The organism is Opitutus terrae PB90-1, assembly GCF_000019965.1.
Classification (GTDB): Bacteria; Verrucomicrobiota; Verrucomicrobiia; order Opitutales; family Opitutaceae; genus Opitutus; species Opitutus terrae.
The window spans coordinates 2,286,949-2,310,409 of the sequence record NC_010571.1 but is presented as its reverse complement, the minus strand read 5'-3'; the positions used below and the strand labels follow the sequence as shown (position 1 = coordinate 2,310,409).

Below are 23,461 nucleotides of genomic sequence, written 5' to 3'. Positions count from 1 at the left end.
GGCCGCCACACGTCTCCGCCGCGTCCTCCGATCGGCCTAGCCCGTCCCCAATCCTTCCAGACACGTCCGCCATGGCTTCGCTCCACCGCTTATGGTCGCATCTCTTGGCCCTCCTTCGTCGAGGACGGCTCGACCGCGAAATGGACGAGGAACTCCGCGCGCATCTAGACCGCGAGACCGAGCAAAACCTCGCCCGCGGCCTGTCGCCGGCCGACGCCCGCTACGCTGCGCTGCGCGCGTTCGGCGGCGTCGAGCAGATCAAGGAGCGCGCGCGGGACGACCGCGGCTTCGTCTGGCTCGAGCAACTCGCGCAGGACATCCGGCAGGCCGCCCGGCAACTGATGCGAGCGCCCGGCTTCACCGCCACCGTCGTGCTCACGCTCGCGCTCGGCTTGGGCGTGAACACGAGCGTATTCCTCCTGGTGAGCGACTTCTTCCTGCGCCCGCTGGCGGTGAAGGAGCCAGGAGAACTCGTCCATGTTCTCCAGAAAAGTCCTCGGTTCGGATTCCCGCTGAACCTGTCCTTCCCTGATTTTCTCGATTTTCGAAAAGCGATCGCGACGGACGGCGAAACCGATGCCGCGATGGCGGCGGCTTTTTCCGACGTGCTCGCATACCAGCAGCTCACGGTGTCGTTGGGCCGGACGGACGCCGGGGCCGAGCGAACGTGGATTGCTGCGGTGAGCGACAACTTCTTTTCGGCCTTGGGCCTGGAGCCGGCGCACGGTCGGTTGTTCGCGGCCAACGAGGGCCGCGTCCCCGGCGCCGATCCGATCATCGTGTTGACGGAAGCCTGCTGGCGCAGCCGCTTCGGCGGCGATCCTCGCGTCATCGGTCAGCCGGCGACGATCAACGCGCTCACCTTCACGATCGTCGGCGTCACCCCCACGGGGTTTCACGGCGCCCAGTGGTCCGACGCCATGAGCGGTTTCGTGCCCGCCTCGATGTTGCCCGTGCTGCAGCCGGCCAACGGCGGCGTGTTGGACAATCGCGGTCAGTTGGCCTTCAACGTCATCGCGCGCCAGCGCCCGGAGGTGACGCTGGAGCAGGCGCAATCCGCAGCCGAAGTCGTCCTCGCGCGGCTTATCGCGACCTACCCGGAATACCACGCACCGGCACGAGCCCAGCTACTGCCCGAACGGTGGAGTCGGCCCGCGCCCAAAGCGTCCCGTTTCACCATTTCCATCATGGCGGTACTGGCGATTGGCGCGTTGCTGGTACTGGGCATGGCGGTCGCGAATGCGGCCAATCTGCTGTTCGCGCGCGCCGTGGCGCGCGAGCGCGAGTTGGCGGTGCGCGGTGCGCTCGGCGCCTCGCGCTGGCGGTTGCTCCGGCCCCTGCTCGTCGAAGCCGTGCTCATGGCAATCCTCGCCGGCGCGTTTGCGCTGGTCCTGGCGGATTGGGTGGATGCGTGGCTGAGGTCGCTGCTGGCTGTGTTGGGCGACATTCCGCCGTTGGCCGAGCACGGCGCGGACTGGCGCGTCTTCGTCTTCACCGGTGGGATGGCGCTCGTCGCCGGCGTGCTGGCAGCGCTCTGGCCCGCGCTCCGGGCGGCACGCCAGGACGTATTGCCGATGCTGAAGGAAGCCTCGCCGACACCGGGGAAATCGCACCACCGGTTGCGGAGCCTGCTCGTCGTGACGCAGGTTACCCTGGCGTGCATCGTCCTCATCGCTGCAGGACTCGGCCTGCGCAGCACGCGCGCGCTGGCCGGCGTTCATCCCGGTTTTCGGTCCGACCACCTGCTACTGGCTTCCTACGATTTGAGCCTGCAACGTTACGTGTTGCGCAACGGTCTTCTGCGCGCGCAGCAATTTCACGCCGAGGTGCTCGACCGGGTCGCGCGGCTGCCGGGCGTGAAGAGCGTCAGCCTCGCCGAACGCGTGCCGTTCGACGTCGATCCCAGTATGGCCGGAGATGTTGTTCCCCAAGGGCGGCGCGGAGGTGACAACACGCGTTTCCGGCTCACGCCCGTGCACGCCGTGACGCACACGTTTCTGGAAACGATGGGCATCCCCCTCGCGTCCGGCCGCGACTTTCGCGCCAGCGACGACAGGAATGCACCGCCCGTCGCGATCGTCACCGAGTCGCTCGCGCGCCGGCTTTGGCCGGGCGAGCCCGCCATCGGCCGCCGGCTCGTCATTAACGGCGGCGCGCCGACTGAAATCGTCGGCGTGATCCGTGATGGCAGGTTTGTCGCGCTAGCGGACCCGTCTTGGGAAGCGGTATATCTGCCCTTGGCCCAAAACTTCCGCGGCGGCGTGACGCTCGTCGTGCGCACCGAGGGCGAACCACTGGCGCTGGCGCAGGCGGTCGAGCGCCAGATCCGCGCGATGGAGCCCGATCTGCCCGTCTACAACGTCCGCACCATGGAGCAACAGATCGCGCAGAGCCCGATGGCGTTGATGCCGCTTCGCTTTGGCGCTGCGGTGGTGGGAATGCAGGGATTGCTGGCGCTCGTGCTCGCGTTGACCGGTATCTACGGACTGGTGTCGTTCCATGTCGCCCGCCGCACGCGCGAGATCGGGGTGCGCATGGCCCTCGGAGCCACCGCCGCGAACGTGGTCCGCGCGGTCGCGCAGCAGGGCGTCCGGCTGACGCTCACCGGCTTGGCGTTGGGCCTGCCGCTCGCCTATGGTGCGATCTTGCCATTGAAGGGCCTCCTCTACGGCACCCCAGCGAACGACGGGCTCGTGTTTGCCGGCATCGGGTCGCTGATCCTCATGATCGCGCTGTTGGCGAGCGGCATCCCGGCCTGGCGGGCCGCGCGCGTGAACCCGGTGGACACGTTGCGCGCGGAGTGAGCGTGTTGGCCAACCCCGAGTCGAGGACCCTCCTATGAAAATGATGCTCGATCGGATTCGCGCGCTGCTGTTCCGCTCGCGAATTGATCGCGAGATGAACGAGGAGCTGCGCGCGCATCTCGAACGCGAGACCGAGCAGAACCTTGCACGCGGGCTGCCGCCGGACGAGGCGCGCTACGCCGCGCTGCGCGCGTTCGGCGGTGTCGAGCAGCTCAAGGAACGCGAGCGCGAGGCACGCGGCGGACTCTGGATTGACCATACGTTGCGCGATCTTCGCATGGCGCTCCGCCAGCTCGTCAAGGCCCCCGGCTTCGCGCTCGCCGCCGTGCTCATCCTCGGGATCGGCATCGCGGGCAATACGGTGGTTTTCAGTTTGGTAAACGGGATCTATCTGCGACCGATTCCGTTTCCGCAGCCGGAGCAGCTCGTCGATATCGATATCACCGCACCGAAGTGGAATCTCGTGTACACGGGAATCAACTACGATGCGTTCGAGGCGTGGCGGCAGGAGAATCAGACCTTCGCCGGCATGGCCCACTGGCGGGGCGGCGCTTTCAACCTCGCCATCGCCGGCCGCAGCGAGCACCTCCCCGGCCAGCAGGTCACCCACGATCTCGCTGAGGTCTTCGGGGTGCAGCCCGCGCTCGGCCGGATGTTTCGCGCCGACGAGGAGCTGCGCGGTGGACCGAAAATCGCCTTGATCGGCTATCACCTCTGGCAGGAATGGTTCGCCGGCGACCCGGCCGTCATTGGCAAGACGATCACCGTCGATTCCGAACCGCATGAAATCATCGGCGTGCTGCCGCCGACCGCCGTGTTTCCGTCGCGCGCCGCCGTCTGGCTGCCGTTTGCGGAAAAACCCAACCGGCAGGGCTGGGCGGGCAACGCGATCGGCCGGCTGAAGCCCGGCGTCACGGTCGAACAGGCGAGTGCGGATCTGCTCCGCATCCATCGCGCTCACATTCCCGACGCGAAGGAGTACGAAGTCACCTCGCCCGTGGTGCAGCCGCTGCTCTGGCGATATCTCGGCCGCGACCGCACGATCGGCGTGGTGCTGCAGGGCGCGGTGCTGGTGCTGCTCCTGATCGCCGGCGCCAATATCGCCGGGCTGGTGCTGGCGCGGACGCTCGCGCGCCTGCCGGAACTCGGATTGCGCGCCGCGCTCGGCGCCTCCCGGTTCCAATTGCTGCGCCAGCTTCTGGTCGAGAGCATCGTGTTGGCGGCGCTTGGTGGAGCGGCCGGACACTTGCTCGGTCGCTGGTTGCTCGCCGGCGCGCTCCGGCTGTTTCCCGACCTGCCAGCGTGGAGCCGCTTCGACATGGACTGGCGGTTCGCGGCGTTCATCATCGGCCTCACCGCACTCGGCGTACTCGTCGCGGGGCTGATCCCCGCGCGCCACGTGCTCAGCCGGGTCGACGTGCGCAGCGTGATGGGGCCGGCGGCGCAGCAGGCCACTCACCCGGCGAGCCGGCTGGCCACCTTGCGAATACTCGTGGTCGGCGAGATCGCGCTCGCGCTGCTGCTGCTGTTCGTCGCTGGCTTGTTGGGCCGGGCGTTTCTGCGGGTGCAACAGATCAATCCCGGCGTTCAGCCCGAGCGGCGGCTCATCTACGGACTGTCGCTGCCCTCGGCCGCGTATCGCGACAATGCTTCCCGCCTCGCCTTCTTCGAACAACACCTCGCCCGGTTGCGGGCTCTGCCCGACGTCGAGGCCGCGAGCGTTTCCACCATCCTGCCTTTTTCGGGCACGCATTCCGGCAGCTTTTTTGAACCGGAAGGCGGCTTGCCTGGCGGGCCGGACGCAAAGTCGCCGGTCATCCTCACGCGCATCTGTATGCCGGAATACTTCGCAACGATCGGCATTACCTTTGCTGCGGGTCAAGGGTTCACCGAGCAGAACTGGCACTACAAGATCATCGTCAACGAGACGCTCGCGCAGCTGTTCTGGCCGGGGCAGAACGCCGTCGGCAAACGGATGCGTTCCCGCGGCAGCAACGATCCGTGGCTCGAGGTCGTCGGCGTCGCCCGCGACGTCCGCCACTATGGACTCGAGCGTGAGGTGCGCCCGGGCGTGTACGTGCCTTTCCATGCCATGCCGCAGGCAGCCGCCGGAGTCGTCGTGCGCACCCGGGGCGAGCCGGAAGCGCTCGCTCCCACCGTGCGCACGTTGCTGCAGGAGCAGGATCCGTCGCTGCCGCTGATGGGCATCAGCACGTTGGAGAAGATGATTGGGCAATCGCTGTTCCTCCGCCGGATGTATTCCGGCATGACCGTCCTCTTCGCGCTGGTCGCCGTCGCGATGGCGATGGCCGGGCTCTACGGCATCGTCGCCTACGTCGTGGGTCAGCGCACACGCGAGTTCGGCATCCGGCTCGCGCTGGGCGCGCCGCTGCGCGAGCTGTTGCGGCTCGTGCTGCGCGAGGGCGCCCGGCTGGCCGCCGCGGGATTCGGGTTCGGCATTCCCGCCGGCATCCTGGCGGGGTTCGCGCTTTCCCGGCTGCTTTACGGCATCCGGCCGTGGGACCCGCTGACTATCGTCGCCGCGACCTTGCTGCTGGGATTGATCGTCGGCTGCGCGTGCCTGGCGCCCGCCCGCCGCGCGGCCCGGGTCAATGTCATCGAGGTGCTGCGCAACGAGTGACGCTCGCCCGCGATGGCGCCGGTTCTCCGCGACCCCGGTTCAACACGAACACCAAACGAAAGACCTGTCATGATCGAATGCATCGAAAAGAACGACGTCCTGCCCGTCTGTCCGCACTGCGGCCAGGCGCTGCACACCGTATGGTGCCGCGCGCTCTCCAGCTTTTTTGGGAAGCGCTACGTCTACTTCTGTCCTGAATGCCGGAAGGTGCTCGGCGTTTCCCATCGCAAGGGTTTCTGGATGGGCTGAGCGCTGCCACGACGATCGGCTCATCGCGCTTGGGGGCGGAGTCGCACGTCGGCGCGCACGACAAGGATTTCAACACCCGATGGAAATGGAGCTACCAAAGATGAATATCTCGCAACCCCGAATTGCGAGACGGGTCGTGCTCGGGCTGGGTCTGCTCGCGCTCGCGGCTGCCGATGGGCTGGCTGCAACGATGGAAATCGTCCGGCTGTCCCCCACGATGATCATCGTGCAGGAGGGGCGCGGCCGCACCTTCGCACTCAATTCCGCCCGCGGCATTGTGGTCATCGATACCCGTGCCTCGGCCGCGGACATGCGCACCGCAAAAGTACTGATCGAAGCCGAGTTCAAACGGCAGGATTACGCCTTTGTCATCAATACCCACGATCACTGGGAGCATGTGGCGGGCAACGGCGTCTTCGAACCCCGGTTCATCGTCGGCCACGCCGGAATCCACGAGGGACAGGAGCAGGACAAACCGCGTCAGCACGACGTCCAGTCGCGTCTCACGCAGGAGATCGCGAAGGAACAGCAGATTCTCGCCGGGCTGGAAAAGGTCTCTCCGGCCTATCAAACATCGGCGGAGAAGATCGCGGACGGGCTGGAGGCCCTGGAGACGCTTCGGACCGGCATCGTGGAGCCGGCGATCACGTTCAATGACCGACTGACGCTCGACCTCGGCGATCGCACCGTGCGACTGATCTACTTCGGCAAAGGGCACAGCCACTCGGACATTCTCGTCCACATTCCCGAGGAGAAAGTACTGCTGACCGGCGGCGCCTGCTCGCTGGCCAAGCTGCCGCCGCCGTTTCAGGCCTGGGCGGGCACGATGGAGGTCGCGCGGTGGATCGAGGTGCTCAGCGAGTTCGTGGATTCCGGGATCGAGTTGACGCACATCATCCCCGGACACGCGCCTCCTCTGAGCCCCGCGGATCTGAAGTTCATCCGCGACTACGATCGGGAACTCTGGCTGGGACTGAACGAGGCCCTGCGCGACGGCCTGACGCTCGACGCGGTGAAATCGCGGTTCGCGCTGCCGACACGATTTGCCGACTGGGATCGGCTGGCGAACCCGACGGATGAGGTCGTCCGACAGCACACGGGGAATCTCGAAAGACTCTGGGCGCTCCTCGTCGGCGCGCCTGCGACCAAATCATGAATTTATTCGACCGCTTCGTTGCGCTGTTTCGCCCCGGCCGGCTCGACCGGGAAATGACCGCGGAAATCGCCGAGCATCTCGAACGCGAGACACAACAAAACCTCGCGCGTGGGATGCCGAGCGACGAAGCGAGGTTCGCCGCGCTCCGCGCGTTTGGCGGCGTCGAGCAGATCAAGGAGCGCGAGCGCGACGCCCGCGGTTTCTTCTGGCTCGAACAACTCGCGCAGGACCTCCGCTATGCGCTGCGAATGCTGCGGCGGGATTCCGGGTTCACCGCGACCGTCGTCCTCACGCTCGCGCTCGGCATCGGCGGGTGCACGGCGGTGTTCAGCCTGGTCAACCACATCCTGCTGCGGGCCCTCCCGTACGACGAACCGCAAAACCTGGTCCACCTTTGGGAAGACGCCTCCGGCAAGGGCACCGGCCGAAACATCGTGGCCGGCGGCCAGTTCGGCGACTGGCGCGCCCAGGCTACCACGCTGGAAAGCATCGCGGCGATCCGGCGCGAGAGCATGAACCTCACCGGCCTGGGCGAGCCGGAGCGACTCGCGATCACGAAGGTCTCCGCCAGCTACCTGCGGACGCTGCGGGTGCGTCCCGCACTCGGCCGCGACTTTCAACCCGACGAGGACCAACCGGGCAAGGGCAACGTCGCGATCCTCAGCCACCGGCTGTGGCAACAGTCGTTCGCAAGCGACCCGCAGGTGGTGGGCCGCGAAATCCTGCTCGACAGCGAGAGCTACACGGTCGTCGGCGTCCTCGCGTCCGACCCGCCGTTGCCTTACGAGGGGGACGTGCTCCTGCCGTTCGTCTTCGGCACGCAACCCTGGCACCACGTGCGCGGCGACCACCGACTGCGCGTGATCGGACGGATCAAGCCGGGCGTCACGATCGACCGGGTGCGCACGGAGTTCAACGCGATCACCGATCGACTGCGGCCGCTTTATCCCTCGTGGAAAAAACACTGGGGAACCCTCGTCGTGCCGTTGCACGAACAGAGCGTCGAAGCGGTGCGGTTGCAGCTCTGGGTGCTTTTTGGGGCCGTGGGGTTTGTGCTGCTGATCGCCTGCGCCAACGTCGCGGGTTTGCTCCTGGCACGGATGTCTTCGCGTCGCCGCGAGGTGGCGCTGCGCGTGGCGCTAGGTGCCGGCCGCGGTCGGGTACTCCGACAGTTGCTGACCGAAAGCGTGCTGCTTTCCGCCCTCGGTGGCGGAGCGGGACTGCTCGTGTCCTTCTGGGCCACGGCCTCGCTCACCCGACTTGGGCAGAACGCTCTGGGCCCCTCGCTGGAACTCGGCCTCGACATCTGGACGCTCGGCTTCGCGACCGGCGTATCCGTTGCCACTGGCATTCTGTTTGGACTGGCGCCGGCGCTGCACCTCGCTGATGCAGGCATGAGTCAAGGGCTGAAACTGGATGGAAACGTAGCGGGAGGCCGGCGACAGAGCCGATTGCGGCGCGGGCTGATCGTGGCGGAGGTCGCACTCGCGCTCACGTTGCTGGTAGGAGCCAGTCTGCTCATGACGACGCTGTGGCGGCTGCACAAGGTGCCCCCGGGATTCGAGCCACACGGAGTTCTGGCGATGGATATTTCCATCGACCCCCGGAAGTTCGCCGACACGGACCGCCGCACCCGATTCGTACGGCAGATACTCGAACGACTCGAGTCGCTGGCCGAAGTCGAAGCCGTGGCCGCAAGCACGTCCGTCCCGATGAGCGGCTTCTCGGACACGGCGCTGCGGGCCGAGTACCAACCCGAACGGGACGAGGTCTACGTTCACACCGACCGCAGTTTTGCCTCACCGGGATTCTTTCGCGCGCTCCGCATTCCGCTCCTGCAAGGCCGGGAATTCACCCCGCGTGATGAAGCCAAAGATGCTCCGCCCGTCGTGATCCTGAGCGCGTCGCTGGCACGGAAAGTCTTCCCCGATCGGGACCCAATCGGTCAGGCCGTGCGCATGCAGGGCGAGCATTTCGAGGTCGTGGGCGTCGTGGGCGATGTGCGCCAGCGCGGGCTCGACCATCCGATGAGCGAATATGTGTATCAGCCGGACGCCTCGGCTTGGGGCGCGTGCACCCTGCTGGTGCGAACGGCGGTTCCGCCGCTCGCAGCGGCCGAGACCTGCCGGCGCGTGATCCTGCAGGTGGATGCCGACCAGCCGGTGGCCAACATCCGCACGCTGGAAAGCGTCATCACGACGCGGGACGCACCGCGCCGGTTGATGCTCATACTGCTGTCCGTCTTCGCCGGCACCGCCGTGCTGCTGGTCGCGGTCGGACTCTACGGACTCATCGCCTTCGGCGTCGTGCAACGCACGCGCGAGATCGGGATCCGCATGGCATTGGGCGCAGGTCGCCGGCATGTGCTTTCCGGCGTGATGCGCGAAGGGCTCGTCCTCGCGATCGTCGGCGTCGTCTGCGGTCTCGCCGCCGCCTGCGGGTTGTCGCAGCTACTGGTCGGTCTGCTGTTCCGCGTCACCCCGACCGATCCGTTCGTGCTCGGCGGGGTCGCCTTGCTACTCCTCCTCATTGCGGCGTTCGCGTGCTGGCTGCCCGCAAGGCGCGCGGCAACCATCAATCCGATCGAGGCGTTGAGATGCGAGTGACCATCCCATTCCGGACGCGCCCGCCGGCAACGACGAGCTGACGAACGGGAGGGCGCGCAACGCACCAACAGGAATCGCAAACAGTTCCTCAAACCCTGCGCCTGCTCCCTCTGCTCGGGTGCCGCGCTCGGTGCGCCGCCCGCGATGGCCGCCGCCGCTGACACCGCCCCGGAAGGCTGGCGGCTGCCCTTCATCAGCAAGCGCTGCGCTACGCTGCTCGGACCCTCGTCGCAAAAAGAGGCGACGCCGGGTTGAGCGAAGCGCTCCAACAGGTCGGATATTTCTGCGCGCAGGGCTATTCGATGATCGAAAGACAAAAGGGCGACATCGACGGTTTCATACGCGAATCCGAGCAGGCGAACGACCAGATCACGTATGATCGTGAGCGACGCATCGTCACCATCCTCGGCGCCGAACGCAGTGACTGCGGCTGTCCGTCCATGGAGAACGAACACACGCCAGCCATTGCCTGCGACTGCGCCTTGGGCTGGAACCGCTACGTCTATGAAACGCTGCTCGGGAGGAAATTCCGGGTGGCGCTGAAGGAGACCGTACTCCGCCGGCGGCAACCGGTGCGCTGTCGAAATTCATGTGCTGCCGGCGTCCGCGAAACCGACGAGGACAAGGTCATCCCTGCCGAAAACGGAAGCCACGAGTCGGTTCTCCGTCGTGCAAGCACCGCGCACGGTAGATGCACCGAATGGCGTTCGTGCCGCCGAGGTCCCGCTCACGCGCAGCCAAAGTGCTCAGCACCGTTGTGCACGCTTCCCTGATTCACGGATTCGTGTCACCTTGGTGGACCGCGCGACCACTCAAGGGCATGCCTCCCCTATTGCCAGCATCCGCGACCGTTTTGCCCGATGAACAACTGGTCGCCCGCACCCAGGCCGGCGATCGCGACGCTTTCCGTCGGATCGTCGAGCGTTACCAGAGCCTGATCTGCTCGCTCGCGTACAATGCGACGGGCAACCTCGCTGAGAGTGAGGATTTCGCGCAGGAAACTTTTCTGGCCGGCTGGAGGCAGATCGCGCAGCTCCGCGAGCCGGCGAAGCTGCGGTCCTGGCTCTGCGGCATCGCTCGCAACCTGATCAACAACCGCCGCCGCCGGCTCGCGGCGCAGCCGTGGCCAGCCGCCGCCGGGACCGGTCATCAGGAGTTGGTGGCGCCCGACCCGTCGCCGAGCGACGCGGCCATCCAGCGCGAACAGGAGGCGATTCTATGGCAGGCGCTGGAGCGTATTCCCGCAGACTACCGGCAGCCGCTGATTCTTTTCTATCGCGCGCATCGCTCGATCGAAGTCGTGGCGCGGGATCTCGAGTTGAGCGAAGACGTCGTCCGGCAGCGGCTCTCGCGCGGTCGCAAGCTGCTGCAGCGCGAGGTCCTGGCTTTCGTCGAGGGCACGCTCGCGCGGACTGCGCCGGGCGCGATGTTCACGACCAGCGTAATGGCCTCGCTGCCGCTACTCGCCGCGACCAGCTTGACAAGCGCGGGCATGGGCGGCGCCGCCGCCCAATGGACCGGCGCCGGTCTCGGCGGAAAACTGCTGCTCGCATTCAACGTCGTGGCGGGTCCGCTGCTCGGGATCGCGGCGGCGTGGCTCGGCGTGCGCGAGTCGTTCCGAGAAGCGGATTCGTCGGACGAACGGCGACTGGTGAAACGCTACTACCTGACGATCGCCACCGGCACGGTGCTCTTCACACTCGCCAGCATTCCGCTGAACAATTGGGCGAAAGCGGGCGGAGGATTCAATCCGACGCCGATGCTGTTCTGGCTCGCGTTGCTACTCTCCTACGTCGGTGGCGTAGCGGTGCTGGCAACTCGGCTGGTGCGGAAGCAGAACCGATTGCGTGCCATCGTAACCGCTCTGGCGCCCCAACCCGCGCAGCCGGCCGCAACCGTCGCCCACGAATATCGCAGCCGGTGGACCCTGCTCGGACTTCCACTCGTGCACGTGCGGCTCACCCGGCGCGCGGACGGATTGGAGCGCCCGGCGGTGGGCTGGATTGCGATCGGCAACTGCGCGTTCGGTCTCCTGTTCGCGTGGGGCGGAATCGCAGCGGGACTCGTGAGCGGCGGCGGGATTTCGGTCGGAATCGTCTCGATCGCTGCGGTGAGCCTGGGCGGTTTCGCAATCGGCGGGCTGGCGATCGGGTTCTGTGCAATCGGCGGTGTGGCCGTTGGTGCCATCGCGGCGGGCGCGTTTGCCTTTGGGTGGATCGGCGCCGAGGGACGCTACGCGATTGCACGGGAGTTTGCGCTGGGGTTGCATGCTGCCGCAGCGCATGCCAACGACGCCGAGGCGCGCCAGTTCTTCGCCGGCCGGCCGTGGGTTGATCTCCACACCTGGGTCGGCCAGGCGCTGCTCAGCCTCGTGTGGCTGCCCGCGGTCTTCGTGATCTGGCAATCGCTGCCCCGCTTCCGCCGGAGCTGAACGCCCGGTGGGCCTGCCCCCCTCGGCCACCTCAAAACCCAGAATCGTCTCTCCGCCGGATTTGTGCTTCGCTCCGCTCCGCAGTCGCCGCACAGTCGCCCGTCTCCCGCGCGATCACGGCGAAGGCGAGTCCTTGAAACACCATGAAAATTCGCGGCGTCGATTTCGTCATGCTTCAGGTCAGTGACATCGTCGCCGCGACCGAATTCTACCGCGATCTCCTCGGGCTCCGCTGTGCGATCTACAGTGCCGAGGACCGCTGGGCAGAGTTCGACTGCGGTAACGTCACGCTCGTGCTGCATGGCGGTGAAACCGTCGCGGCCGGCGGCACTGGCACCCGCGTGGCGCTCGCCGTGGCCGATATTGACGCAGCTCATGCCGAGCTCGACGCCAGGGGCGCGCGGCTGCTCAGCCCGGTGCAGGACTACGGCGTTTGCCGTGCCTTCGAGGTGCTCGACCCCGACGGCAATCCGCTGCTCCTGCACCATCGCGCCGACGGCACGTTCGGCCCGTAGCCGGCGGTCGCGGGCGCGCGACGCGCGTCGCGAAAGAAGAGGCCGCCGCGCTCGCTGAGTCCGGCTGTCCCGCCACGAAGCCAGCACGTCCGCCGAGATCGGCGACCTCGGCCAACCGTTCTCCCGCCGATAGGTATTTTCCCAGCCTCGGCTGCGGCCGTTTCCGGCAAATTAGCTGGAACGTTCCCCGGCGTGTGCCGATACTCCCTGCGTCAGCGACGGAGCTTGCAGCGGGTGAAAACTCTCAACCTCAAGGCCGGCCGCGCCTGTTTCCGCCTTCTCTCCGGGGTCCGCCACCGCCTGCTGGCCGCGTGCTTGGCCGGACTCGCGCTCGCCGCACCGCCGGCCCGCGCCGAAGCGGAGGCGCCGGCGCCGCCCGACGTCCTCATTCTCAATTCCTACGCGCCCGGCTATGCCTGGAGCGACGACGAGATCGCCGGCGCGCTCGGCGTGTTGCGCAAATCGCATCCGCTCATCGAGCCCGTCATCGAATACCTCGACTTCAAGCGGTTCACCGATCCGGCCCGCGAGCGCTGGCTGATCGAGGACGTCGCCGACAAGTGTCGCGTCCGGCCGCCCCGGCTCATCATCACCTTCGACAACGCCGCCTTCGATTTTGCGCTCAAATACCGCGCGCGGCTCGGCCCCGACATCCCGATCGTCTTTGGCGGCATGAATCGGTTCACGCCCCCCATGATCGCCGGCCACCGCGGCATCACCGGTGTCTCGGAGCAGTCGGACTACAGCGGCACTTTCGCGCTGATCGCGCATCTCCGCCCCCGGGCCCGGCGCGTGCTGGTCATCAGCAACCAGACGGAGAGCGGCCGCGAATCGCGCGCGGCGTTCGCGGAGCTCCGGCCGCGCTACGCCGACCGCTACACCTTCGAATTCTTCGACCACTGGACCAATGCGGAGCTGATCGACCGCGTGGCGAACCTGTCCGACGACTGGGTTGGCCTGATTCTGGACGCCACGCGCGACGAGACGGGCCACGACAACTATTTCGCGCCGGGCTTCAGTCAGGCCCTTTCCACACAGGCTCGCGTGCCGGTCTTTCTCACTTCCCGGCCGCCGGGCGGCAACGACTGGTCGGTGTACCCGTGGGACGGTATTGGCGGTGGCATGGTCGTCGCGGACCTGCATGGCGCCGCCGTCGGCGAACTCGCCGCGCGCGTGCTGGCCGGCGAGTCTCCGGCGGGCCTTCCGGTGGTGCGTTACTCGCCCCAGCGACTCGAAGTGGATTACCGGCAGATGCAGCGGTTCCGGCTCTCCGTGGACCAGTTGCCGCCGGGCACCCAGGTGCTCAACGCGCCGGTTACCTTCTACCAGGTTAACCGCTCGCGGATCATCCTGACGGCCGGGGTGATTCTGCTGCTGTGCGGCATCATCGCGGCGCTCTCGCTCAACATCCTCTGGCGCCGGCGCGCGGAGCGGGCGCTGCGTCGCGCCGAAGAGCAGCTGCGATCCGCCCAAAAGCTCGAGGCTATCGGGCTGTTGGCCGGCGGCGTGGCGCACGATTTCAACAACATCCTGCAGGTCATTCGCGGGCATGCCGGATTTCTCGAGGAATCGCTCGCCGGAGCCGCCGCGCCGCTGGAGGACGTGCGCACGATCCTGAGCGCGTCGGAGCGCGGGGCTCAGTTGACCCGGCAGCTGCTCGCGTTCAGCCGCAAGCAGCCGCTCCTGCCGGAGGCGGTGGAGGCCAACGCGCTCGTGACCGACCTCGTCAAGATGCTGCGCCGCGTACTCGGCGAGCACATCGAGGTGCAACTCGCGCTGCTGCCTGAACCGTGCACGTTCGTCGCCGACAAAGCGCAGCTGGAGCAGGTGTTGCTCAATCTCTGCGTCAACGCCCGCGACGCGATGCCCTCCGGCGGCCGGCTGCGGATCGAGCTGAAACAAACCACGCTGGCGGCGGCCGACACGGCTTCGCTGCCCGAGTTGAAGCCCGGGCCGCACCTCGTGCTCACGGTGAGCGACACCGGTTGCGGCATGCGGCGCGAGCTGGTGGAACACCTGTTCGAGCCATTCTTCACCACCAAGGCCCCCGGTCACGGCACGGGGCTCGGGCTCTCGGTCGTCTACGGGGTCGTCCGGCAACACGGCGGCGCGATCCGCGTCTACAGCGAGGTGGGCCAGGGTTCGGTGTTCCGGATTCTCCTCCCGCTCAACCCGGCGGTGGCCAGCGTTCCCACCGAAAAGATCGCCGAAGAGTTTCCCGCCGGCCACGGCGCCATTCTGCTCGCCGAAGACGACCCGCAGGTGCGGCGCATCGGCGAGCGCGTTCTCGCCCACAACGGATTTGAAGTCCTCACCGCCGCCAACGGCGAGGAGGCTGAGCAGCTCATCGCCGAGCACCATGCCCGGCTCCGGCTGGTGGTCCTCGACGTGCTCATGCCGAAGCGCACCGGCCGCGAGGTCTTCAACACGCTGCGCCGCGAATATCCCCGCGTCCGGGTCCTGTTCTGCAGCGGCTACAGCGCCGACATGCTCCCGAAGGAGATCGCACCCGAAGCCGGTGTCGCGCTGATCAACAAGCCGTACACGGCGCGCGAGCTGCTCGACCGCGTGCACCAGCTGCTGCGGGACTGAGGCCCATCCGAAAATCCGGCCGGGGCACCCGGTGCTGGTGTTGCCGGGATGAGCCCGCGCCTGCCCGCCCGCCGCAACCTCTTCGGGTGGACTTCAGGAATTCTCAGCGTTCGCCGCGATGTCCTCCGCGCCGCTCGCCGTGCTCGTGTGGACCGCTCGTCGATGCCCCGCAGCCGTTGGTCGATATGACCGCTACCGCTGCCGCGCCGTCCTCCAAGCTGATGGTATCAATGAATCCGTTCCTCCTGGCACGCTGCAGCGTCACCGACCTGGCGTTTGACCACCGCGGCGAGAGGTATGTCACCTACGGCAGGTGCGTCGCTCGCTACACGCTCGCTCTGCAATGAAGCCGCCTCCTTCTCACCTGCGCCTGCACCTCACGCTCTGGTCCGTCGGCATGTTCACCGCGGCGTCAGCGGCCGTCACACCGCCGCCCGATCTCACGGCACCAGCGCGTCCTTTCGCCGAGGGAATCATTTCCACTCCGGAGAGTTTCGGCGCAAGCTTCAGCCCGGACGGCAGAACCTTTTATTTCGCCCGCGCGCTGCCGCCCCGCGGTCTGCCGACGATCCTGTGTTCCCACCTGTGCGATGGGCAGTGGACCGAGCCGGAAATCGTCCCGATTGACGGGGCATCCGGCGAAGGCGACGCGTCGCTGTCCCCGGACGGCGCGCGGCTGTTCTTCTGGTCCCGGCGAACTGCGCCCGGCAAGCCCGCCGGCTCGCGCCCGATTCCTGATCTTTGGTTCGCCGAACAACGCGACGGCAGGTTCGGGCCCGCCCATTCCGTCGGCGAAACGGATACCGCGGCCTGGACGCCGCTCTCGCTGCGCTTTGGCGGTCCGTCCGTCGCGGCCGACGGCACGCTCTACGCCTTTCGCGGTGCGGCCGCGACAGGCGGTCCGCCGCGGCTCGTTCGGGCGCCACTCGTCAGCGGACGCTATCTCGCATTTGAGGATCTCGGCGAAGGGCTCAACGCCAACGGCGGCGGGTTCGACCCCTACGTTGCTCCGGACCAGCACTACCTGGTGTTCTCCAGCGATCGCGCCGATTCCCACGGCAACGCCGACCTCTATCTCAGCCTGCGCGCCGCCGACGGAAGCTGGTCGATCCCACGGAATCTCGGACCGGCGGTGAATTCCGACGCAGCGGAATACGAACCCGCCATCTCACCCGACGGCCGACTGCTCGTGTTCACGCGCGAGCGCCTTGGCATCTTCGTCATCGAAGTCCGCGCGCTCGGGCTGGATCTTTCGCCGGAAGCAAACAAAGCTGCGCGCGATGTGAGTCCGCGTGCGAAGGCGGTGGGAAATGACACGCCGGCTACGCTGCGGGCAGAGCTGGTGGGCGCCGCCGCGTGCGCGGGGGTGCGGCCGCCCCCGGAAGCCACCCTGTTCGAGGAGGGGCTGATCTCCACGCCCGACTCTTTCGCCGCGACGTTCACGCCTGATGGGGCCACGCTCTACTTCTGTCGTTCCTCAGGTGTTCGCCCCGATCGTCGAAGCAGGATCATGGAATCGCACTATGCCGATGGCCGCTGGAGTGTGCCGCAGCCGGTGCCGTTCTCGGGCGAATTCAACGATTTTGACCCGAACCTCTCGCCGGACGGCGAGCAGCTCTTCTTCGCCTCCGTGCGACCAGAAAGCGGGCCGCGTCCCGCGCTTTGGGTCGTCGAACGCACCGCCGCCGGCTGGAGCGCCGCCCGCAGCCTCGGCACCATCGCCGGCATGGACGGGGTGACCGTGTTCCCCTGTCCGACCGCGAGCGGCAATCTCTACTTCGCCGGACATGCGACCGGATTGGCGTCGCACGGCGATGATGATATTTACGTGTGCCGACGACACTCGGACGGCCGCTACGGCCCGCCCGAGAATCTCGGGCCTGCGGTCAATTCGCCGTTTCAGGACTACGACGGCTACGTCGCGCCGAACGAGAGTTTCATCATCTTCTGCAGCCGGCGCCCGGGCGGGATCGGCCCGAGCGATTTCTATGTCAGCACGCGCGAAAACGGCGGCTGGAGCGCCGCGCGTAATCTGGGGCCGCTGATCAACTCGGCGAGCGTTCGCGGCGTCTGCTGTCCATCGGTTTCCCCTGATCGGCGCTGGTTCTACTTCACCAGCAGCCGCAACGAACGACCGGGCATCTACCGAATCGAGTTCAAAGCGCTCGGGCTGGCCTCGCGCGCGAGTGCGGCTGCGCCTGCCGCTCCCGCGCCGCGATCGGCAGGCGGGCAGGCTGCTCCCGCCCCCGAGCTGTTCGGAGGCGGCGCCGTCAAAGCAGCAGCCCGACGTTTTCTCCGGACGGCGCAACCGTGTTCACGCACCTCTACAGCGACACGGAGAAAAAGCACACGATCTTGGTTTCGCATTGGCGCGAGGGCCGATGGACGCCGTCCGAGATCGCGCCATTCTCGGGGGTGCACGACGAGATGGAGCCTGCGTTCAGTGCGGACGGAAAACGGCTGGTGTTCGCTTCGTACCGGCCGGTGGCGGGAGCGCTCGACGCGATGCGACTCTGGTGCGTGGAACCCACGGACACCGGCTGGAGCGAGCCCCGATTGCTGCCGATCGCGGAAGCTGGCGATGGAGCGCGTTCTGGAGCGCCCTCGCTCGCGCGCGATGGCGCGCTGTATTTCGGTCATTTGCGCGACCGTGGCTGGCCATGGGAGATCTACTGCGCCCGATACGAAAACGGCCGCTACGGCGAGCCGATGAGATTGAACGACGCCGTCAATCCCGGCGGCCGTTCTTGGTCCCACAGCATCGCGCCAGACCAGAACTTTCTCATCTTCGCCGGAGTCATCGATGCGAACACGCCGCGCGCCGACTCGCTCGGCGACATCGACCTCTACGTCAGCTTCCGCGTGAACGGCCGTTGGCAACCGGGCATCAATCTCGGTCCGGCGGTCAACACCAAGGAAGCCGAAGTGTGGCCGCGGATTTCGCGCGATGGCCGCGACCTCTTCTTCAACCGGCAAGGTCCCGACGCCCGCGGCATTTACCAGATCAAGCTCGAGCCGCTGCTCGCCCCGCTGCGCCCGAAAACGTCGGCCGGAGCATGGAACCGGCTGCCGGACATCCCGACCGCGCGACTCGCGGCTGGCGCCGTCGCTTGCAACGGCGAGCTCTACGTGATCGGCGGCTGCGTCGTTCGCGATCGCGCCGCGCACCCGATCGCTGCCGTCGAGGTGTTTTCTCCGGCCACCGGCACATGGACAACGAAGGCTCCGCTGCCGACGCCGCGCAGCAATTTCGGCGTCGCGGTCGCCGATGGCCGGATCTTCGTCATCGGCGGGACGCTCGCCGACAATCTGTCGGAAACGGACGTCGTCGAGGCTTACGATCCTGTCACTGATCACTGGACTCGCGCCGCATCGTTGCCGACCGCTCGTTGCCAGGTGGGCGCGGCGGCCGTCGACGGGAAGATCTACGCCATCGGTGGCAACCGCCATCACGAACATGCCTTCGAGGTCTATGATCCGGCGACCGACCGGTGGTCAAAGCTGCCATCACTCGAAGCCCCGCGGCGCGACGCCGGCGTCGTGGCCATGGACGGCAAGATCTACGTCGCGGTTGGGCTCGGCGCCGACGCGCGAAATCCGCTGAATCGGTTCCAGGTCTACGATCCTGCGACGCAGCGGTGGAGCGAACGCACTGCCGCGCAGCGGCCGCGTTGCGACTCCGCGATCGTAGCGTTGGGATCCTCGATCGTCGTGATCGGCGGCTGGAATCGCGGTCCGATCGTCTCGGTCGAGGAATATGTGCCCACCCACGACCGCTGGGCCGCGCGCGAGAACCTGCCGGTTGCGACCCAATTCCACTGCGCCGCAGCTCTCGACTACCGACTCTACGTGTTCACCGGCGCCCACCGGCTGCCTGAAGCCACGAACGTGGCCTGGGTTTGGTCGCCTAATTCGGATCTTCGCGATAACGCCGATCGCTTCTGGCCGCGGTTCGGGTCCCCGCCGTTTCATTCGTTCTTCAGGTGGGTTCCGCTAGGATGCCGCTGCATGTGCCGCTTCGCGGGCCCCGTCGGGATCTCGCGAGCGCCGGTCCCTGCGATCGTCTCCATGAATACGTCGTCACTCGATTTGGCTGCTGCGCTGGTCCGCTCTGTCGTTTGGTCCGCGCCCACCGTGCAGCGGACCTTCCGCGCGCTCGGCGCCAGCCTGAGCGTCTGCGGGGTCTTCGGGAGCATCCCCGCCGCCCACGGCGCGGTGCGAGTTTACCGGCACGAAATCGTCTGCGAAGGTCTGCCGTCCAACTTCGACGGGCTGCGCATCGTCCATTTGTCCGACGTGCATGCGGCGAGCCTTGGCCATGACGGCGCTCGCATCGCCGATGAGCTGACGGCGGCCGTCAACGCCGAACGGCCCGATCTCGTCGTGTACACCGGCGACTACGGCGCGCCCGTGGATTTCGCGCGCGGGCCGGACCTCCTCGGGCGTTTGCAGACGTCGCTCGGGAAATTCGCGGTGTTGGGCAACCATGATTTCGGCGAGCAGGAACGCGCTTCCGACAACTGGACCTCGCCCGCGGACAAGCGGCGCAAGATCGCCCTGCTGGCCGACGCGTTTCGCGAACGTGGTTTCTCCCTGCTCGTGAACGAGGCGGCGGTGCTCTCGCGTGGTTCGCAACGTCTCGCGGTCCTCGGCGTCGGCGTGCATGATTCGCACCACGGTTTCGCCGACGCCGATCTCCCCGCGGCGGCCGCCATGGCCGGTGAGACTCCCTTCCGCATGCTGCTCGCGCACAGCCCGGAGTATTGGGAAACCGCCGTACAAGGCCGCAGCGCGATCGATCTGACCCTCGTCGGTCACACGCATGGCGCGCAAATCGGGCTCGGCTTCGGCCGCTTCGTCTGGAGCCCGGCCGCGTGGCAGTTCCGTCATTGGGGCGGGCTGTATCACGAGGGCGCCCAATGGCTGAACGTCAATCGCGGCATCGGCTACGTTGGCGTGCGCTTTCGGTTCAATATGCCCGCCGACGTCTCCGTGCTCACCTTGCGCACCCAACGTGCATCCGGAGCTTCGGTGCGCTAGGAACGCGGTGGGCAGGGTTTGCCTCGCGCGTTCTTCCTCTCCGGACTTTGTTCCGCGATTATGAAGACCGTCCGGCTGCTCCTGTTCCTGCTTGCCGGCACCGCCGTCCTCTCCGCCGCTCCGCGCGACGAGATCGAGGGCTTGCTGTGCTATCTCAGGAAGGCGGATGGCGCTGTATTCATCCGCAACGGCCATGAACACACGCCGCTCGAAGCCGAGACACATCTGCGCCTGAAATGGGAAAAGCAGGGCAACCGCATCAGCAGCGCCGAGCAGTTCATCGCCTTGTGCGGATCGAGGTCCTCGATCACCGGCGAGCGTTACCGGATCCGCTTCAAGGACGGCCAACTGCGCTACACCGACGAAGTGCTGACGGAGCAATTGCAGAGGCTCCGCCAGAGATCGCGATGAAGCCCTGGAGCGCGCGGTCTTCGAACCCTGGGCACTCAGGGCGCCCGCCCGCCAGCGGCTTGGTCAGTGCTCATCGTTGTGCTGCGCCGTCGGTCCGGCCACCTGCGGCCCATGCCCCCGCGTATTCGTGACAGCAAGCACCACGCCGCTGAGAAACAGCGCCACGGCCAGCGGCGCCCACACCACCCAGTGCCGGAGATACTGGGCCAGCGAGCGGCGATGACGAATCAGGTGCAGGACCATCCCAACGAGCAGCGCGATGCCCGACCACGTATGCAGTTCATCCACCAGCGGGCCGCGACGGTGGAGAAACATCACCACGCCGGTCACGCCGCAGAGCGCGAAGGACGCGACGGCCACGGCCATCGTTCCGACGCGTGCGCGATCCTTGCGAACAGCCCCGCCGGGAGCGGAGGAATCGGAAGCAAGAGTATTCATGATTATGATTTCCCGGAAAGCGACAGGGCCTTGCGCCCGCGCCGCCATTGGGCGCGCTTCCCGGAACGGCACGCATCCTAGCTCCTCTCGCCTGAAGATTCGGTGAACCCGCCGTCCCGCCGCGGATTTTTCCCACAGATTTCTTCCGTCGGACTTCATCACATCTTAAGGTGGGTTCGCGCTAAATCGCGTCGCCCGCGCTTCCGCACGGCTCCCGCTATGAGATTGCTCGTCGTCGAAGATGATCCCGACCTGCTCGCCAACCTGCTCAAAGCACTCGGCGAGGAAGGCTACGCCGTCGACGGGGCCGATACCGGCCCCGAAGGCCTGTTCAAGGCCGAGTCTTGGGACTACGACGCGATCGTGCTCGACGTCATGCTGCCGGAGCTCGACGGGTGGACGCTGCTCCAGCGGCTGCGCCGCACCAAGCGCACCCCCGTGCTGATGCTCACCGCGCGCGACGCCACCCAGGATCGCGTGCGCGGACTCGACATCGGCGCCGACGATTATCTGACGAAACCTTTCGACCTGCCCGAGCTGTGCGCACGGCTGCGGGCGCTCATTCGCCGCAGCTGTGGCGAGGTCCACCCGCGCCTCGCGCTCGGCGATCTGGTCATCGACCAGACCGCGCGCACCGTGACGTGCAAGGGCGCGACGGTCCCGCTCACCGCGACCGAATACGCGCTGATCGAATTCCTCGCCTTGCACCGCGGCCAGGTCGTCTCACGCACCACGCTCTATGAGCATCTGTTCGACGAGGCGCACGACTCCCTCTCCAACCTCCTCGACGTCCATGTCGCTCACGTGCGCCGAAAAATCGGCCGCGACGTGATCGTCACCCGTCGTGGCCACGGCTACCTGATCGCATGAAACGAATCCTGCGCTCGTTTCGCTGGCAGCTCCAGGTCTGGCACTCGTTGTTGCTGTTGATCGTACTGGTGGCGTTCTGCGCCATGGCGCTGTTCCTCGAACATCAGCTGATGATGCGACGGATCGATCAGACCCTCCGCCTTTATGCAGCCACGGTCATCGAACAGACCCCGCAGTTGCCTCCCGAGGAGCGCGGCTCGCGTCCCGGCGGCCGCTTCCGCAGCGACCATGCCCACGAAGATTTTTTTGAACCCTCGCTCTCGGACGAGGAGGCGGTCGCTCCAGCCGTGGCCGGCGCGCGGTTCTATCATGTGATCTGGGCTGGTGACAAAACCGTGGCCCAATCCGCCGATCTGCCCTCCGACTTTCCCCTCACCGCCCGGCTCCCGAGCAGCAACACCGAGGTGCTGCGCACCCGCCAGCATTACCGCGAGTTGCTCGCCCCCGGCCCACACCGAACGCAGATCGTGGTCGGTCGCGACGTTCGAGGCGATCTCCACCATGCGTGGCATCACGCCTGGTGGCTGATCGCCGGCGGTGCCGGGGTGCTGCTCGCCGGTATCGCCGGCGGCTCGTGGATCGCGTCCCGCGCGATCCGGCCGATCGTGACGATCAGCGCGACCGCCGGGAAAATCGCGGCCGGCAACCTGCGGGAGCGAATCGATGCCTCGCGGTTCGCGAGCGAGTTCGGGCCGCTCGCGCAGACGCTGAACCATACCTTCGATCGGCTGCAGTCGACGCTGTTACGCCAGGTCCAGTTCACTGCCGACGCCTCGCACGAGTTGCGCACGCCCGTTTCCGTTACGTTGCTCACCAGCCAGTCGGCGCTGTCACGCGAGCGCACGCCAGAGGAGTATCGCGAGGCGCTCGCGACGTGCGAGCGCGCCGCCCAGCGGATGCGCCAACTGGTCGAATCGCTCCTGCTCCTCGCTCGGCTCGACGCCCGTGACGACCGAACGCAACACCAGCCGCTTGAGCTGCGCGAGGTGATCGCCGGCGCCGTCGAATTGTTGCAGCCGCTCGCGGCCCGGCACGGTGTGACCCTCGAAACCGCCTTGGCCCCGGCTTCGGTTCACGGCGATGCGAGCCAGCTGGCGCAGGTTGTGACGAACCTCGTCGGCAACGCGATTCATCACAGCTCGCGCGAAGCCCGCGTGCGGATCGAACTCACCGCGACGGCCTCTTCCGCCGTGCTTGTCGTCGCAGACAATGGAGAAGGCATCTCGCCGGCGGACCTGCCGCACATCTTCGACCGTTTCTATCGGGCGGACAAATCCCGGCGTCAGACCGAAGGCCGCACCGGCCTCGGTCTCGCGATCTCCAAGGCGATCGTCGAAGCGCACGGCGGCCGGATCGAAGCGACCAGCGAGCTCGGCCGCGGCAGTACATTTGTCGTCCGGCTGCCCATTTGCCGTCCGTTCGCGAGCGAGTGACCTGTGGTGCTGGCTTTTCGCCGCAGCCAGCGCCGGCCAAGCTCAGACCGCAATCTGGCTGGCATCCTTTCCCGGCAAGCCAGCCCGCACCTCTGATGCCTCTGTTCCGTGCAACACGCGCTCGTCGTCCGAGGCCACGAACGTGGTCCGATCGGACCATGTTCGTGGCCTCGGCGATAGATTGCATGCGAACCCAACTGGCACCGGAATGGTTCCACTAGCCAGGAAGCTGGTCCGATCGGATCAGCTTCGTGGCTTGCGAGGGGGAGGGCGGG

Annotated in this window: 15 protein-coding genes; 14 read left to right on the top strand and 1 reads right to left on the bottom strand. The window is 66.9% G+C overall.

Annotated elements, in window-relative coordinates; all coding sequences use genetic code 11:
* Positions 1-71 precede the first annotated feature (71 nt).
* From OTER_RS09415 to OTER_RS09360, 12 genes are all read left to right on the top strand, one after another.
* Positions 72-2,804: an ABC transporter permease gene (locus OTER_RS09415; RefSeq protein ID WP_083767681.1), complete on the top strand. Its 2,733-nt coding sequence runs from the start codon at positions 72-74 to the stop codon at positions 2,802-2,804.
* Between the two features lie 34 nt (positions 2,805-2,838).
* A complete protein-coding gene (locus OTER_RS09410; RefSeq protein WP_044891679.1) occupies positions 2,839-5,445 on the top strand; it encodes an ABC transporter permease in 2,607 nt (868 codons plus the stop codon).
* Between the two features lie 69 nt (positions 5,446-5,514).
* The gene (locus tag OTER_RS09405; RefSeq protein WP_012374674.1) at positions 5,515-5,694 is read left to right on the top strand and encodes a hypothetical protein; all 180 of its coding nucleotides are present in this window, start codon (positions 5,515-5,517) and stop codon (positions 5,692-5,694) included.
* A gap of 100 nt (positions 5,695-5,794) precedes the next feature.
* A complete protein-coding gene (locus OTER_RS09400) occupies positions 5,795-6,850 on the top strand; it encodes an MBL fold metallo-hydrolase (RefSeq protein ID WP_158305406.1) in 1,056 nt (351 codons plus the stop codon).
* Entirely contained in the window at positions 6,847-9,456 is a 2,610-nt protein-coding gene (locus OTER_RS09395) for an ABC transporter permease (RefSeq protein WP_012374672.1), read from the top strand. The genes OTER_RS09400 and OTER_RS09395 overlap by 4 nt, the downstream gene beginning before the upstream one ends.
* A 251-nt stretch (positions 9,457-9,707) precedes the next feature.
* The gene (locus OTER_RS09390) at positions 9,708-10,229 is read left to right on the top strand and encodes a hypothetical protein (RefSeq protein ID WP_044891677.1); all 522 of its coding nucleotides are present in this window, start codon (positions 9,708-9,710) and stop codon (positions 10,227-10,229) included.
* A gap of 47 nt (positions 10,230-10,276) precedes the next feature.
* Positions 10,277-11,887 carry an RNA polymerase sigma factor gene (locus OTER_RS09385; protein WP_012374669.1) on the top strand — a complete coding sequence of 537 codons (1,611 nt, stop codon included), beginning with the start codon at positions 10,277-10,279 and terminating at the stop codon, positions 11,885-11,887.
* A 143-nt stretch (positions 11,888-12,030) separates the two neighbouring features.
* Positions 12,031-12,402, top strand: a complete 372-nt coding sequence (locus OTER_RS09380; protein ID WP_012374668.1) for a VOC family protein — start codon at positions 12,031-12,033, stop codon at positions 12,400-12,402.
* Positions 12,403-12,636: 234 nt separating this feature from the next.
* Positions 12,637-14,994 carry an ATP-binding protein gene (locus OTER_RS24010; protein ID WP_012374667.1) on the top strand — a complete coding sequence of 786 codons (2,358 nt, stop codon included), beginning with the start codon at positions 12,637-12,639 and terminating at the stop codon, positions 14,992-14,994.
* Positions 14,995-15,337: 343 nt separating this feature from the next.
* On the top strand, positions 15,338-17,707 hold the full coding sequence (locus OTER_RS26640; RefSeq protein WP_012374665.1) for a PD40 domain-containing protein: 2,370 nt from the start codon (positions 15,338-15,340) through the stop codon (positions 17,705-17,707).
* Positions 17,704-20,034, top strand: coding sequence for a Kelch repeat-containing protein (locus OTER_RS24005; RefSeq protein WP_012374664.1), 2,331 nt, complete (start codon positions 17,704-17,706; stop codon positions 20,032-20,034). Before OTER_RS26640 ends, OTER_RS24005 begins: the two co-directional genes overlap by 4 nt.
* Before the next feature lie 60 nt (positions 20,035-20,094).
* Entirely contained in the window at positions 20,095-20,445 is a 351-nt protein-coding gene (locus tag OTER_RS09360; RefSeq protein ID WP_012374663.1) for a DUF5329 family protein, read from the top strand.
* A 63-nt stretch (positions 20,446-20,508) separates the two neighbouring features.
* Here the strand turns inward: OTER_RS09360 and OTER_RS25135 are convergent, their stop codons facing one another.
* Positions 20,509-20,883, bottom strand: a complete 375-nt coding sequence (locus tag OTER_RS25135) for a DUF4405 domain-containing protein (protein WP_158305404.1) — start codon at positions 20,881-20,883, stop codon at positions 20,509-20,511.
* Between the two features lie 219 nt (positions 20,884-21,102).
* On the opposite strand from OTER_RS25135, the gene OTER_RS09350 reads away from it, so the two are divergent.
* Complete coding sequence (locus OTER_RS09350) at positions 21,103-21,753, top strand: response regulator transcription factor (RefSeq protein WP_012374661.1); 651 nt, start codon at positions 21,103-21,105, stop codon at positions 21,751-21,753.
* Positions 21,750-23,186: a sensor histidine kinase gene (locus tag OTER_RS09345; protein ID WP_012374660.1), complete on the top strand. Its 1,437-nt coding sequence runs from the start codon at positions 21,750-21,752 to the stop codon at positions 23,184-23,186. Before OTER_RS09350 ends, OTER_RS09345 begins: the two co-directional genes overlap by 4 nt.
* Positions 23,187-23,461: the final 275 nt, after the last annotated feature.